Source organism: Marinomonas sp. TI.3.20 (genome assembly GCF_038155025.1).
GTDB lineage: Bacteria > Pseudomonadota > Gammaproteobacteria > Pseudomonadales > Marinomonadaceae > Marinomonas > Marinomonas flavescens.
This window is the reverse complement of sequence record NZ_JBAKAS010000005.1, coordinates 195737-210995: the sequence shown is the minus strand read 5'-3', so window position 1 is coordinate 210995 and position 15259 is coordinate 195737. Positions and strand designations below refer to the sequence as shown.

The 15259-nt window shown below is 42.5% G+C and carries 12 protein-coding genes and 1 rRNA gene; 6 read left to right on the top strand and 7 right to left on the bottom strand.

Annotated elements, in window-relative coordinates:
* Nucleotides 1-114, top strand: a 5S ribosomal RNA gene (gene rrf / locus V6259_RS07880).
* 215 nt (nt 115-329) lie between these two features.
* On the opposite strand, the gene V6259_RS07875 is transcribed toward rrf, so the two are convergent.
* Nucleotides 330-482 carry a hypothetical protein gene (locus tag V6259_RS07875; protein ID WP_341584098.1) on the bottom strand — a complete coding sequence of 51 codons (153 nt, stop codon included), beginning with the start codon at nt 480-482 and terminating at the stop codon, nt 330-332.
* A gap of 510 nt (nt 483-992) precedes the next feature.
* On the opposite strand from V6259_RS07875, the gene V6259_RS07870 reads away from it, so the two are divergent.
* Together V6259_RS07870 and V6259_RS07865 are read left to right on the top strand one after the other, a co-directional pair.
* Complete coding sequence (locus V6259_RS07870) at nt 993-2513, top strand: AAA family ATPase (protein WP_341584097.1); 1521 nt, start codon at nt 993-995, stop codon at nt 2511-2513.
* A complete protein-coding gene (locus tag V6259_RS07865; protein WP_341584096.1) occupies nt 2513-3370 on the top strand; it encodes an HNH endonuclease in 858 nt (285 codons plus the stop codon). The genes V6259_RS07870 and V6259_RS07865 overlap by 1 nt, the downstream gene beginning before the upstream one ends.
* Before the next feature lie 245 nt (nt 3371-3615).
* Here the strand turns inward: V6259_RS07865 and V6259_RS07860 are convergent, their stop codons facing one another.
* The 4 genes from V6259_RS07860 to V6259_RS07845 form a co-directional block, all read right to left on the bottom strand.
* Nucleotides 3616-4854 (bottom strand): uracil-xanthine permease family protein, encoded by a 1239-nt coding sequence (locus V6259_RS07860; protein ID WP_133013386.1) that lies wholly within the window; start codon nt 4852-4854, stop codon nt 3616-3618.
* A 345-nt stretch (nt 4855-5199) separates the two neighbouring features.
* Nucleotides 5200-7422, bottom strand: a complete 2223-nt coding sequence (gene ppk1 / locus V6259_RS07855) for a polyphosphate kinase 1 (RefSeq protein WP_341584095.1) — start codon at nt 7420-7422, stop codon at nt 5200-5202.
* A gap of 180 nt (nt 7423-7602) precedes the next feature.
* Entirely contained in the window at nt 7603-8598 is a 996-nt protein-coding gene (gene hemB, locus V6259_RS07850) for a porphobilinogen synthase (protein ID WP_341584094.1), read from the bottom strand.
* A gap of 102 nt (nt 8599-8700) precedes the next feature.
* Nucleotides 8701-10626, bottom strand: coding sequence for an ABC-F family ATP-binding cassette domain-containing protein (locus tag V6259_RS07845; protein ID WP_341584093.1), 1926 nt, complete (start codon nt 10624-10626; stop codon nt 8701-8703).
* Nucleotides 10627-10858: 232 nt separating this feature from the next.
* Here V6259_RS07845 and hslO point away from each other — a divergent pair, with 232 nt between their 5' ends.
* Nucleotides 10859-11734, top strand: coding sequence for an Hsp33 family molecular chaperone HslO (hslO, locus tag V6259_RS07840; RefSeq protein ID WP_133013390.1), 876 nt, complete (start codon nt 10859-10861; stop codon nt 11732-11734).
* Between the two features lies 1 nt (nt 11735).
* Here the strand turns inward: hslO and V6259_RS07835 are convergent, their stop codons facing one another.
* Nucleotides 11736-12137, bottom strand: a complete 402-nt coding sequence (locus V6259_RS07835) for a CBS domain-containing protein (protein ID WP_133013391.1) — start codon at nt 12135-12137, stop codon at nt 11736-11738.
* Nucleotides 12138-12553: 416 nt separating this feature from the next.
* Here V6259_RS07835 and mqo point away from each other — a divergent pair, with 416 nt between their 5' ends.
* Nucleotides 12554-14032 (top strand): malate dehydrogenase (quinone), encoded by a 1479-nt coding sequence (gene mqo / locus V6259_RS07830; protein ID WP_445928504.1) that lies wholly within the window; start codon nt 12554-12556, stop codon nt 14030-14032.
* A gap of 85 nt (nt 14033-14117) precedes the next feature.
* Nucleotides 14118-14390 (top strand): hypothetical protein, encoded by a 273-nt coding sequence (locus V6259_RS07825; protein ID WP_341584092.1) that lies wholly within the window; start codon nt 14118-14120, stop codon nt 14388-14390.
* A gap of 78 nt (nt 14391-14468) precedes the next feature.
* On the opposite strand, the gene V6259_RS07820 is transcribed toward V6259_RS07825, so the two are convergent.
* Complete coding sequence (locus V6259_RS07820; protein WP_133013393.1) at nt 14469-15197, bottom strand: NAD(P)H-flavin reductase; 729 nt, start codon at nt 15195-15197, stop codon at nt 14469-14471.
* Nucleotides 15198-15259 lie beyond the last annotated feature (62 nt).

Here is a 15259-nt window from a genome sequence, read left to right as displayed (position 1 = left end):
TTGACGATCATAGAGACGTTGAACCACCTGATCCCATCCCGAACTCAGAAGTGAAAAGCGTCATCGCCGATGGTAGTGTGGGGGATCCCATGTGAGAGTAGGTCGTCGTCAAGCTTATAATTAAGAAAGCCTTGATAGCTAACGCTGTCAGGGCTTTTTTTGTCTGAAATAAGTCGGGAAAAACACAGAAGGGGGGCCTAACCCTCCTACGAAAAGTCGCCTCTTGTTCTTCCATTTGCTTGCGCCTGTCTCGTACCTCGACGCGTCAGCACAAATGCAAAACAAGAACCTCTCACACTGATTGCACCGACTCGGCAGGGTCAGACCCCTTAAACAGTCGCACAAAGTCCAATCAACCACATCACTCGCCGTTTAAGGGCTCTGACCCTCGTCGTAACCGACAAGCTAGCCAACACCAAACGATCTTGTGGGTCATGCTTAGAATCAAAGGTCGCTTCTTGTTCTTGCATTTTCTGCATCATTACTTTCTAAAAGCCCGATATCGCGAATAATAAACAGTTTATCTGGTATGCAAACTTAGCCTGTCTGGCTGCTTCTAATTTCTTAAGTTACTAAACAACTTATTTGGAATTTGAGTATAAGGTTCGAAAGATAGTATACACAACAAACTGGATTGAACAGTTGAATAAACCATCCAAGCGTACCTTAAAAATTCGCGAATCGATGCTGGTTACCCTATTAAGTATGGTTGCTATTGATATAAACAGTACAAGATACCGCATACGAGTGATACTGTCAGTTAGCAGCCATAATTAACCGCATTACCACAAGTTTAAGCTTACCTATCTCAAGTAGATGTGAGTACAGGCATCAAACAAGCTATGACTGGCTAGTGCTTGGCTGGATCTTTAGTACAATGGATAATAACCATCGTAATTGCAGTTAATTATCTATATGAAACAAGATTTTTTTAATTACTACTCCTAATTAGACCTCATGAGTAGATAACAAGGTAATAAAGGAACCATTGGATGAAGATTGTAGTAGTGCCTCGAAATCAGCGTATTCCAAGTGAGGGCTTTAGTACAGCTTATCTGAAAATCGACCATTGGAATGACTTTTCATTTGTTACGATGTTCGATCTGAAGTTGTTTGACGATAAAGGTGAGCTCCATGAAATAGGTGGTATTAAAATTGGCTTTAAGGGACAAACTATAGAGAAGAGCACCTATAGTACACTGGATTCAAATTTTGAATCTCTTCCTGAGGGATACTTTTCTGTCGGGTTAGATGTTGATTATTACCAGTGTATAGCAAAGCTATCTATAACAACCAGAGCTACGCTATTAGGTGCTCTTAAAGATATTGTTTGTAAGCCAAATTTAATAGAGATAGCTCAAGATGAAGACGTTTTTAAAACCTCTTTACTCCGAAATGTTAGCTTGTCAGTTATAAAAGGTCAGTTTGCCCGCGTACTAAACGGGAGTAATCCACTGACAAACTTTAAGTTTAAGTTTGTCAGGCCAGCTCAAGAAAAAATGTCAGGTATAGAGTTAAAGTTTGATGTTCAGATAGATCAAAAACCTAGCACTAACATACATGCCATTATTAGTCGTAATGGGGTTGGAAAAACAACGTTGCTGAATGGCATGATCGAAGCCGTAACTAGTAAAGGTGGATCAGATGCAGATTTTTTTGATTTGGAGTCTATAAGGGATAATCTACCAATAGAAGATGATTATTTTAGTAGTTTAGTCTCAGTTTCTTTTAGTGCCTTTGACCCCTTTGAGCCTCCCAAGGAGCAACCTGATCCTTCAAAAGGAGCATGCTACTTTTATATTGGTTTAAAAAACGATCAAGATTCTTTAAAAAGTCTGAGTGATTTACATGATGACTTTCTGAAAGCTCTAGGTTTATGTTTTAGCCAACCTTCAAGAAAGGCTCGTTGGCTAAAAGCTATTAATACGCTTGAATCTGATGAAAACTTTGCCAGTATGAGGCTCAAAAATTTAGCTGAGTATTCGGGAGACGACGTTTCTAAAAAAGCTAAAAAACGTATTAAAAATATGAGCTCTGGTCATGCTGTTGTCCTACTTACTATCACTCGGTTAGTTGCTGCAGTAGAAGAGAAGACACTTGTATTAATTGATGAACCAGAGAGTCATTTACACCCACCATTGTTGTCTGCATTTATTAGAGCGTTGTCTGATTTGCTTCTAGATCGCAATGGTGTCTCAATAATTGCAACTCACTCTCCAGTTGTACTTCAAGAAATTCCTAAGAAATGTGTTTGGAAAATTAATAGAGTTAGATTAGCGACTGAATCACGTAGACCAGCAATAGAAACATTTGGTGAAAATGTTGGTATTTTAACAAGAGAAGTTTTTGGATTAGAGGTCACAAAATCTGGATTCCATGATTTATTAGTCAAATCCGTTGCCACTGGAGGTAGTTATGAAGATATTGTTGATGATTATGAAAAGCAGTTAGGGGTTGAAGCTAGAGCATTGTTAAAGGCTCTTGTTGTTCACAGAGACAGGAGTGTTGGTTGATGCTTAAACTTACACAGCCTAATTACGGCTATGTTGAAGTGCTTGACCTATGTCGGGATGGCATAACTGGTAACAGAGGGCTTCTTCAGAAAGTTAATGATGCGATTCCAAACCTGCAAGCGAAAGCACAAGAATATGAGGCTTCTGGTGTAATGGGTGAGTTATATACAATTGAGCCCCTACAAATTCAAGATGAAGATGACCCCGTTGTTTTAGGGCAACTAAAGAAATCTGATTTGATAAAGTTGTATGGAAACTATTTAGTTGGTAACAAGAAACCAGCTAGAGCTGTATATGATTCTCTAATGGTAGCAGCTGACGAAAAATGTCCCTTTTGTGGTGGTATCGGACGTCCTCGGAATTTAGACCACTACTTACCGAAAGCACATTTTCCTCAGTTTTCAATAATACCTGTGAATTTAGTACCTTCGTGTCGAGATTGTAATATGGATGGTAAGGGAGAGGGGTATGCAGCAATAGAGGATGAGCAAGTAATACAACCTTACCTGGACAATGATCGTTATTTCAATGAGCAGTGGCTTTCTGCTCGATTTCTTCCAAGTAATGATGCTGAACCAGGTGTTATTGAGTACTTTGTTTCACCCCCTGAGCATTGGGAAGATTCTCATAAAAAAAGAGTTGAAAAGCACTTCAATGATTTTGAACTGGGATTAAGGTTCTCGAAGGAAGCGGGCCCAAGGCTTGTTACTTTGATGTCGCAATATCGAGCATTGTTAGGTCTTCAAATAAGTGCTGAGTCGAGTAAGAGTGTTATATTCCAAAAAGCTGTTGATGAATCACCTTTTGTGAATCACTGGGAAAGGGTGATGTGCTTGACTTTGATATCTGAATTGTAATGAAATACATTTTTCTTGGAATTTTAATATTGAAAAATTAAATGACTTATTGTTTAAAGTATCCTCTTTCACTCATCACTGAGCTTTCCAATATTAAACGGTCTTGTGGATAGTACCTAAGCAGGACGACTGTATTTATAACATCACATTACTCTGTGTCTTTTCCTGATTATAAAAAAACCTCCAATAAGGCAGTGCCATTATTGGAGGTTTTTTGTTTTTACTTTTTTAGTGTGCGTAAAAACTTATTCTATTTGTGCGTTGTCAACAATATGGTTGTCGCCAATGTCTTTTGGTAGCACTAGGTTAAGAAGAATAGCAACGATGCCGCATAGGCTGATGCCTTGTAAGTTGAATTTGCCAATGCCGAAGGCCATTCCGCCAATGCCGAAGACTAGTGTAACGCCGACAATAACAAGGTTACGTGATTTATGAAGGTCTACTTGGTTTTTAATTAACGTGTTGAGGCCAACAGCGGCTATGGAGCCAAATAATAAAATCATAATCCCCCCCATAACAGGTAGAGGAATAGTTTGTAATAAGGCGCCTAGTTTGCCAACCCAAGCAAGAATAATCGCGGCAATCGCTGCCCATGTCATTATGACGGGATTAAAAGCTTTAGTAAGCATGACAGCGCCAGTGACTTCACTGTAGGTTGTATTTGGTGGCGCGCCTACCATTGCAGCTGCCATGGTAGCGATCCCATCTCCCGCGATAGTGCGATGCAAGCCTGGTTTTTTTAAGTAATCTTTGCCAGTGACGCTGGAGATAGAAAGTATATCGCCAACATGTTCTATGGCAGGCGCTATGGCGACTGGAATCATAAATAAAATGGCGTTTATATTGAACTCAGGCGCGGTAAAGTTTGGCATAACAAACCAAGCGGCTTGATGTACTGCGTCGAAGTTAACGATGCCGAATATTAAGCTTAGTGAGTAGCCAACGATAATGCCGCCAAAAATAGGCAGTAGTTTAAAAATACCTTTACTAAAGACGCTAATAAAAATAGTGGTTAATAAAGAGGCAAGAGCAATCCAAATAGAGATGTCAGCATTAATTAACTGAGCAGAGCCATCACCACTTTTGCCCATTGCCATATTGACAGCCGTTGGAGCTAAGCCTAAGCCAATAACCATAATAATAGGCCCAATGACAACCGGTGGTAATAAGCGGTGAATAAAGCCAGGGCCTTTTAATTTAATAAGCGCCCCTAGAATGACATAAACGAATCCAGCCGCAATTAATCCACCCATGGTAGACGCTAATCCCCAAGTTTGGATGCCGTATAGAATTGGTGCGATAAACGCAAATGAAGACGCTAGAAAAATAGGCACAGTGCGACGTGTGACAACTTGAAAAAGCAAAGTCCCCATACCGGCACCAAATAAAGCAACATTTGGATCAAGGCCTGTCAGTAAGGGGACTAATACTAAAGCGCCAAATGCAACGAATAACATTTGGACGCCTAATATGGCGTTTTTCATTGGGTCTTCCTTTTTTATGATTAAGTGCTCAAAGTTTTATCTATTTGTAATAGCGTGCTAATAGGCTCAGAACGGCTAAAAAGCAGTCTATTATTCAACTACTTACATTATTAGACATTTAAGGGGAGGGATTCTAAATGTAATCAGCAAACACACCAACAAAAAATGCACTTTTTGTCGGTACTTAAGTGCGAAACCCCGATCTTTAATGCTGTATTACTCGTTGTGACGATAACGTTGTGATATCTAGGGCACACTTAATTCGTGGGATAAGTAGGGTGGTTATTCACAAAAAAAGCCCAGCATTCGCTGGGCTTTGTGTATAAATAGTGACGAGTGTACTGGTTAGCGCGTGCTATCAGCGAGATCGCTCAGTAAGGTGCGCTGAGCGCTGCGATATTCGCCTTTTCGTGGTTTAGACAACTGGTATGAGCCATCGCTTTGTAACACCCAACTTTGGGTATTATCCGCAAGGTAAAGTTCCAGCTCTTTTTTCACACGACGAGACAGTTTTAGATCCTGTAGCGGGAAGGCAACTTCAATACGGTTGTTTAAGTTACGATCCATGCCATCCGCACTGGACAGATAAACCTGAGGGTTGCGGTTGTTGTAGAAGTAATACACACGAGTATGTTCTAAGAAACGACCAATAATGCTGCGTACACGGATATTAGAGGAGATGCCTTTAATACCAGGGCGCAGGGTACAAATACCTCGAACGATCAAGTCGATTTTTACGCCAGCTTGGGAGGCTTTATACAGAGCTTGTACTAAGCGTTGCTCAGTAAGCGAGTTTACTTTGATGATGATTCGAGACGGATCGCCTTTTTGGGCGTTTTCCGCTTCGCGGTTAATCATATCCAGCAAGCGATCGCGTAATGTGAAAGGCGCGTGTAATAGCTTTTTCACTTTCAACTCTTTGCTCATCCCCGTTAATTGCTGAAACACGCGATGAACATCGTCGCCGATTTCTTTGTCACAGGTTAGGAAGCTGTAATCGGTATAAAGACGAGCGTTGCCTGCGTGGTAGTTGCCAGTACCGAGGTGAACGTAACGTGTCAGCTCTGTTCCTTCTCTACGCACGATAAGGATCATTTTAGCGTGAGTTTTATGGCGGACAACGCCATAAACCACGATCGCACCAGCATCTTGTAGACGGCTGGCTAAGGCTAAGTTTTCGGCTTCATCGAAACGTGCTCGTAGTTCAATGACCACGGTGACTTCTTTGCCATTTCGAGCGGCCTCTACTAATGCGTTAGCAATAGGGGAGCGAGCGCCGGTACGGTATAGCGTTTGACGAATGGCAACAACATAAGGGTCTTTGGCTGCGTCACTTAGAAAATCGATGACTGGAGCAAAGCTCTCAAAAGGATGCATTAAAAGGTAATCACGTTGTCGAATCGCTTCGAATATTCCGCCTGAGCTAGCCAGTTTTCTTGGTAAACCTGGCGAAAAAGGAGGGTACATAAGATCGGGGCGATCGACTAATTCAAGCACGGCCATTAAACGACTTAGATTGACTGGACCGTCTGTTTTGTAGAGATCTTGGGTTTCTAAATCAAACTGCTTAAGTAAGGAGTCGATGATGTGCGTTGGGCAGTTGTCGGCAATCTCAAGACGTACCGAGCTACCGTAATGGCGGCTTTGTAATTCGGTTCTTAGCGCACCGGCCAAATCGACGCCGATGTCATCTGAGTCTACTTCTAAGTCTGCGTTTCGTGTGAGGCGGAATTGGAAACAGCCTTTTACCGTCATGCCAGGGAATAATTGATCGGCATGCGCATGAATAATAGAAGATAGGAAGACGAGGTTATCGCCTCCTTCAGACACATCGTCAGGCATTTTGACAAGGCGTGGCAGAGAGCTTGGTGCTGGTACAATAGCGAGACCATTTTCTCGGCCAAAGGCATCGCGTCCTTCTAGCTCGACGACAAAGTTAAAGGTCTTGTTGGCGAGTCGAGGAAAAGGGTGTGCTGGGTCAAGTCCTATTGGACTTATAATGGGTAGCACATTGTCGCGAAAATATCGTTTAGCCCATGTCGCTTGTTTTTCGTTCCAAACGGAACGGCGAATAAACTTAACATCTTCGGCGGTCAATTTTGGAAAGATGATGTCATTGAGAATACGGTATTGGCGGCGTACTAGTTTGTGAGCTTGTTCACTGATTAAACTAAGGACTTTTTTCGGGTGCATGCCGTCAGGGCCATTCTTCTCACGGCTGTACTCTAACTGGCTTTTTAATCCCGCAACACGAATTTCAAAAAATTCATCCATGTTTGAGCTAAAGATACACAAGAACGTTAGACGGTTCAGAATGGGGTGGTTTTCATCCATGGCTTGTTCAAGTACGCGCGCATTGAACTGCAAATGACTCAATTCACGGTTGAAATAAAGCTCGGGGTCTGCAAGGTCAATCTCCTCAGGCAAACGTTCTTCTAAAGAAACTTTGCTAGGGTCCTGCGGCTGCTCTGGAATAGGTTCCAGTACCAGCTCTTCTCCACCTATTTCTTTGGTGGGCATAGGGGCGATTTCTTTTTTATCCACTTCATTTACTGACTGTTCTGACATGCCTTTTTATCACTCCCAAATACCGTCGTTTTATATTATTGGTATTGAACTAATGCCCGTTCGTAAATGAGTGGGCATTAACTTACAAATTACACCAACACAGCCAGAAGGTCACCGTCTCTTTAATCTTATTTACATCCTAATAGGAGTATTTTGACATTGCATGAGAAGGACTTAGCGTTATTGCTGGGCCTTTAGTATGCGTGCTGCGTCTTTCGCAAAATAGGTTAAAATGCCGTCGGCGCCAGCACGTTTAAAGGCCAATAGAGATTCCATAATGATCGAATCTTTGTCGAGCCAGCCATTTTGAAAAGCGGCCATGTGCATGGCGTATTCACCACTCACTTGATAGACAAATGTAGGCACTTCTAACTCGTGCTTAACGCGGCGTACCAGATCCAAATATGGCATGCCTGGTTTTACCATTACCATATCTGCGCCTTCGTCTAGGTCTAGTATGACTTCACGAATGGCTTCGTCAGAATTTGCCGGGTCCATCTGGTAAGTGGATTTATTACTCTTACCAAGATTGCCGCTTGAGCCCACTGCATCGCGAAAAGGGCCGTAGTACGCGGAAGCATATTTAGCGGAATACGCCATGATCATGGTGTTGATAAAGCCTTCTGTTTCGAGCTCTTCTCGGATTTCACCAATGCGGCCATCCATCATGTCGGATGGTGCGATCACATCGGCACCAGCTTTAGCATGGGATAAGGCTTGTTTCACGAGTACTTCAATGGTGGTGTCGTTGAGGACGTAACCTGAGTCATCAATGATGCCATCTTGGCCATGAGTCGTGAACGGATCAAGTGCCACATCTGTCATCACGCCCAATTCAGGAAAAGACTCTTTTAATGCACGAACAGCACGTTGAGCTAAGCCATTAGGATTGTAAGACTCTTCTGCCATGAGTGACTTTTTATCTGCCGCGACAACAGGGAAAAGTGCCACCATAGGGATGCCAAGCGCGACCAGTTCTTGCGCTTCTTTTAATAAAAGGTCAATCGACACGCGTTCAATGCCGGGCATAGAGGCGACTGTTTCACGAACATTGTTGCCCTCTACGACAAACATTGGGTAGATTAAATCGTCTGTACTTAGGCGGTTTTCACGCATAAGACGGCGAGAGAAATCATTTTTACGCATGCGTCGCATGCGAGTGTATGGAAATGTCATCCATTAGCTCCTGTCTTGCTGTTCGTTAATGTACTTAACTTGTGTGACAGATATAAGTCATACAGTCTAATACGCCGTTGTTTCTGGCCTTAAATACGCTTCTTAGGCGAGATTGGCCTCGGCCTCTTCGAGTTCTTCTTGTAGCTCAAACCAGGCTTCTTCGTTTTCTTCCAATGACTTTTTCCACTTTGCTTCGTCGCTTAGCAGTGCTTGTAACTTTTCTCTTTGGTCGGCGTTATAAAGTGAGGCATCCGCCATGGATTCAGAAATAGTATCTAGGTGTGTTTGCGCCGTTTGTACGGCTTTTTCATATTTCTCGACTTGCTTGCGCAATGGACGTAGCTTTTCGCGCAGCTCGGCGGCTTTGCGACGCTCTTCTTTACGATCGACTTTTTCTACCTTGTCTTGTGTGGCTTCGCTTTTCTCTGCTTGAGCGGAGTTAGCTTGTCGAGCTTGTAGCCAAGCGTGGTAAGCACTCAAGTCGCCATCGAAGGCTTGTATCTGATTATCCGCAACCAAACAAAACTCATCGACGGTGCTGTTGAGTAAGTGACGATCGTGGGATACCACTAAGATGGCGCCTGGAAACTCTTGCAGTGCTTCTGTTAAGGCTTGACGCATGTCGATGTCTAAATGGTTAGTTGGCTCATCGAGTACCAATAAGTTAGGACGAGTCCAAGCGATGAGTGACAGCGCGAGTCTCGCCTTCTCTCCACCAGAGAAGCCTTTCACGGCTCTTAGTGCGTCATCACCGGTAAAGCCAAAGCCGCCTAAATAACGGCGAATGTCGCTTTCGAGTATCTTCGGAGACAAGCGTTGAATATGCAGAAGAGGTGAGGCTTCAAGGTCGAGCGCACTTAGTTGATGTTGAGAGAAGTAACCAATTTTAAGGTTCTCGCCGGTAATTCGCTCTCCCGACAGCAGTGTTAACTCGCCTACAATGGATTTAATTAGCGTGGATTTACCCGCACCATTGGGACCAAGTAGACCAATACGCTGGCCGTCGCGGATGGCAAAGTTGGTGTCGCCAAGTTGAACCACTTTAGCGCCAGATTCTAAAGTGTAGCCTAAGTTTGCTTGCGATAAATTAATGAGTAACTGAGAGGTTTTTTCAGCCACCGGAATCGAGAACTCAAACTGAGAGTCGATGTGAGCAGGGCCAATGATCTCCATCTTCTCAAGCATGCGCAGACGGCTTTGTGCTTGCTTCGCCTTATCTGCTTTATAGCGAAACCGGTTTACATACTCTTGCATGTGAGCGCGCTTGGCTTGTTGGCGCTCATGGTTGGCTTGTTGTTGCGCTAAATGTTCCGCTCGCTGACGCTCGTAGTTCGAGTAGTTACCTTTATAAAGAACAAGTTTCTTTTGGTAAAGATGGACAATGTGACTACAGATACCGTCTAAAAAGTCTCGGTCATGGGAAATAAGCACTAGGGTGCCCGGATATTGGCGTAACCAATTTTCCAGCCACATAACCGCGTCTAAGTCCAAATGGTTGGTCGGCTCATCGAGTAATAAAACATCAGATGGACTCATTAACGCTTTTGCTAGGTTAAGGCGTATACGCCAGCCGCCAGAAAAGTCTGAGACAGGTCTCTGCATGTCGGCCATTTTGAACCCTAAACCTTGCAGCAGTGTTTCGGCGCGAGATTGAGCAGAGTAGCCATGGGCGATTTCAAATTCACCTAACCAATGGGCATGGTCGTGATTATTTTCTTGTGCTTGTGCTCGGGCAATATTGCTTTCAATTATTCTTAGTTGCTCGTCACCGTCTAGGCAATAATCTACAGCGCTACGCTGTGTTTCGCCCACTTCTTGCGCCATAAAGGCTAATCGACGATTTCCAGGCAAAACAACACTGCCGGTGTCGGCGTTTAAGTCGCCTTTAATCATGGCAAATAATGAGGACTTTCCTGCTCCGTTGGCGCCAATTAAACCGACTTTTTGACCTTCAAAAATAGTGAGATCGGTGTCCTCAAGAAGGAACTGGGTACCACGTTGTAGACTGACTTCGGTAAACTGAATCATAAGAACAAGAAATCTCTTTGGAGTCGATGATTAGGTGCTAAGTGTAAGCTGTTTAACTTAAAAGTAATGGTTAGTATTTTAGAGCGACACAGAGGTAAACGAAATAGGGGCGACAAAGATTCCCTGTTTATACACTGTTTAAAGTGGATGATTTTAACGCTCAAGGGTAAAATGCGCGGCAATATCCATTTGAACTTTTACTCGTGCTGTTAATTAGCACAAGGTGTGATTTGTGAACGATTTAACGACTAATGAAATTCAGCGCTTTTCTTTTGATAATACGAATGTGCGCGGTGAGCATGTTGTATTGAATAGTGCTTATCAAGAAATTATTAAACGCAAAAACTACCCACTAGCGATTGAAAAGCTATTAGGTGAATTTGTGGCGGCAATTGCACTGCTTAGGGATATCATCAAAATTGATGGTGTACTATCTATTCAAGCGAAGGGTAATGGCTTTTTGTCTGCGGTAATGACCGAGTGTGATGAGTTGCAAAACTTGCGCGGTATTGCCCAATGGGACGAATCGCAAGTGGTGCCTGAGACGATTTCGTTAAAAGAGGTCTTAGAGGGCGGTTATTTAGTTATTACCATTAGTCCTCGTAACGGTCAGCGTTACCAAGGGATTGTTGAAATTGTTGGAGATACGTTAGCAGAGTGTCTTGAGCAATACTTTTATCAATCTGAGCAGCTACCGAGTCGAGTTTGGTTGGCGGCAAATGGCGCTCAATGTGCTGGTTTGTTTTTACAACGACTTCCCGCTGAACAAGCAGAAGAGGGCGATGAAGATGGTTGGGAGCGTTTTACACACCTAGCATCAACCGTAAAAGACGAAGAGTTACTGACTCTAGATACAGAGACGTTATTGCACCGTTTATATCATGAAGAAGAAGTCCGTCTTTACGATACTAAAGCCATGCAGTTTGGTTGTTCTTGTTCTCGCCAGCGTACATTGGATGCCGTTATTTCGATTGGAGCTGATGAAGTGCGTCAGCTGTTGATTGAACAAGGCTCAATTAAAGTGGATTGCCAGTTTTGTGCTGAGCAATACATATTCACGAAAGAAGACTTAGCAGACCAGCTAGGCGATCAAGCACAAACACATTGAGTTAGAACTTGGCGTGTTTTAACAAATCACGCCAAGTAATAATGCCAAGAACGTGTTGATCTTCATCGATTACAGGGATGCAAGAAATGCTGGCTTGCATCATCCAATTCACAATTTTCTCGATTGGCGAGTCGGCTTTTACGGCAATTGGTTGGCGAGTCATGATTTGATGTGCCGCGTGATTGAGTGTTTCAAGGTCTCTTTGTTGTTCAGAGAGACTATCAATAAACGGGCTGATCATGCGTAATAAATCTCGATCAGAAATAATGCCAACTAATATGTCATTTTCTATAACAGGCAAATGATGGAAGCCATTTTTTTGCATAACGGCTTTTACTTCTGGTAATCGTGCATCAATGTTAACGCAAATTACATCGCGAACCATGATATCTTGAGCTTTCATACGACACCTCCGCTACATCATAGATAATTGATTCTATTTATACTCACTATCGTTTTTTAAATATAGCAGAAAAACACAATCAAACTGCTAATTATATGTAGCGAAAACCACAGAAAACGATACTAAAAGTAGATAAAATTCTTATTACTTATATTAAAGTCGAGGAGGTAAGCATTATCTTCGACTAAGGTCTCAAGACATTATTGGTAAAATCCGTATAATTAAATGATACCTACTCAGAATCCTAGCTAGGTTGTTCGTTTTTAGGCTTTGCGCTCCCTATTGCAAATAAAAGCGTACTGAGAAGAGTGACGAGAAAGTACCGCAGTTCCTCCTTAATTTACATCACTGCTGGCCACAAGCCTTCTTTTATCATCACTCTCAAATCCAAATTGGCGATGACACGGCGAAATGATATGACCTTAAACTCTGTAGATGTTTTATTAGTCGGAGGCGGTGCAATGAGCACCACTCTAGGCATGTTACTCAAGCAATTAGATCCAAGCCTTTCCATTACCATGGTCGAGCGTTTGGATAGTATTGCCCAAGAAAGTACTGATGGCTGGAATAATGCAGGAACTGGCCATGCAGCGTATTGTGAACTGAATTATACTTCAGAAAATGCAGATGGCAGTATCAACCTTGATAAAGCCATCAAGATCAACGCAGCTTTTGAGGTTAGCCTTCAATTTTGGTCTTACCTTGTTGATCAAGGCAAACTTCCTGCCCCTCAAGAATTTATACACCGCGTTCCTCACCAAAGCTTTGTTTGGGGTGAAGAGAATGTTAGAAAGCTAAAAGCCCGTTATGAAGCAATGAGTGCTCATCCTGCCTTTAAAGAAATGCAGTTCACTGAAGACCGTGAAAAAATGCAAGAATGGATGCCGCTTATTATGAATCATCGAGCTAGTGGTGAGCCGTTAGCCGTGACTCGTGTAGAACATGGTTCTGATGTGAACTTTGGTTCAATTGCTCGTAATATGACGAAAAATCTACAGAGCATGGATAACTTCGAGTTACATGTGAATGCAGAAGTAAAAAGCATCAGTAAAAACCAAAATGGTTCTTGGGATGTGTTAGTACATCACAATGGCACTACACAACGATTCAACACGAAATTTCTCTTTCTTGGTGCTGGTGGTGGAGCATTACCATTGCTGCAAAAGTCTGGTGTTGAGGAAGGTAAAGGCTACGGTGGATTTCCAGTAAGTGGTCAGTGGCTGGTTTGTGAAAAACCTGAAATCGTTGAACAACACTTTGCGAAAGTATACGGTGCGGCTCCTATTGGTGCGCCACCAATGTCTGTCCCTCATTTAGATACTCGCATTATCGATGGTAAGAAAGCCATCTTGTTTGGTCCCTTTGCTGGCTTTACAACGAAGTTTTTGAAGTCGGGATCAATACTAGATTTTCCAATGAGCATGCGTTGCAATAATTTGAAGCCAATTCTATCTGTTGGTAAAAACAACATGGATTTGACCAAATACTTGATTAGCGAAGTGAAAAAATCGCATAAAGATCGTTGTGATTCTTTACGTAATTTCTTCCCTGATGCGAAAGATGAAGACTGGAAATTAGCGTATGCTGGACAACGTGTTCAGATCATCAAGAAAGATGAAAAAGTAGGCGGTAAGCTAGAGTTTGGTACCGAAGCCATTACTACAAAAGATGGTTCATTGGCGGCTTTATTAGGTGCGTCACCGGGTGCTTCAACCACAGTAGATACTATGATCAAAATCTTGGAACGTTGCTTCCCAGAAAAAATAGCGTCTAAAGAATGGCAATCTAAAATGAAAGAAATGGTGCCTTCTTATGGTGAGTCTCTAATAGAAAATACCGACTTACTTCTTTCTATTCGTGAACGAACGTTGACGACATTAAAGCTAAAACCATAATATATACAAATAGAATGAAAAGCTGAGGATTCGTCCTCAGCTTTTTTATTTGTAGTGTGTGTTAAAAACTGAAAAGAGACAAAACATGGCAATGACTTTTGCAGAACGAGCGGACCAGCTTAGCGACGCGCTACGCGATATTGAACATACAGCGGAAGAAGGGGATCAGCTATTTTACTGTGCTTATCTTTTAGGTCTTTTAGGTCTTCATAGTAGTGCTGAAGGTGAAGGTAAAGCGTTGTTTGATGAGGCGTTTGAAGGAACGCTTAGAGATACGCTTGATGCAGAAGGCATGACGGAAGACGATCAAAAAAGCATTCTTGGATTGTGGCAACAGACTTGTCTTAGTGTCGCATAACCTAAAATAGATGTTTTTAAATCATAAAAAAGCGAGCACCTGTCTCGCTTTTTTATGATTATTTGTCCCCGTTATCTTTTATTGTGCGGGCTTGCTCGGGTGAGGTGCATAAGCGAAAACGTCAGAGAAGCAATGTTCTTTGCTGATACCTCTTGTTTCGAGTTGATCTAATGTACCGTACACCATTCCTACCGAGCCACTGATAAAGGCGATACTATTGCTGAGGTCAGGATGATCTTCTAATACGGCTTCATATAGCCAACCAGTCCTTCCTTGCCAACTTTCATCAGCGTCATTAACAACCACGTCTAGTGAGAAGGTGTGCTCATCTTGTGCTTGCTTGATCCAATCCTGCATGAAAATATCATCTGGCGTTCTTAAGCCCCAATACAAAGAAACATGTCCTTTAAACTGTCGCTTGATCAGGCTGTCGTAAAGGCTTTTCATTTGAGAAAAACCAGTACCGCCGGCAATTAAAAGAATGTGCTCTGCGCTTTCTACAAAAGCACCGCTTTCAAGGTGGCTGTCACCACCAGGCATTTTAATGTCAATGTGGTCATTTGCACTGATGTATTCGATGACCTTGTTCGCTAAAGAATTTGAATCAGAGACAAGAATAAACAAAGTAATATTGGGTAGAACGTGAGGTGCGCTGCCAATAGAATACGGAACTTGTTCGCCTGTAGGCAAAACAACCATCAAATATTGACCCGCAATAAATGACGTATTGTCTATTTTAAGTGTCACTTCGTAGACATTTTTATTAATACGTTCAACTGAACTAACTTTTGCGGTTACGTTTTTCACTTTGCTGCTCCGTTGCAAGTCTCACTTGCTTCAGTAAGTATAAAAATCTCTCAAACGAATGA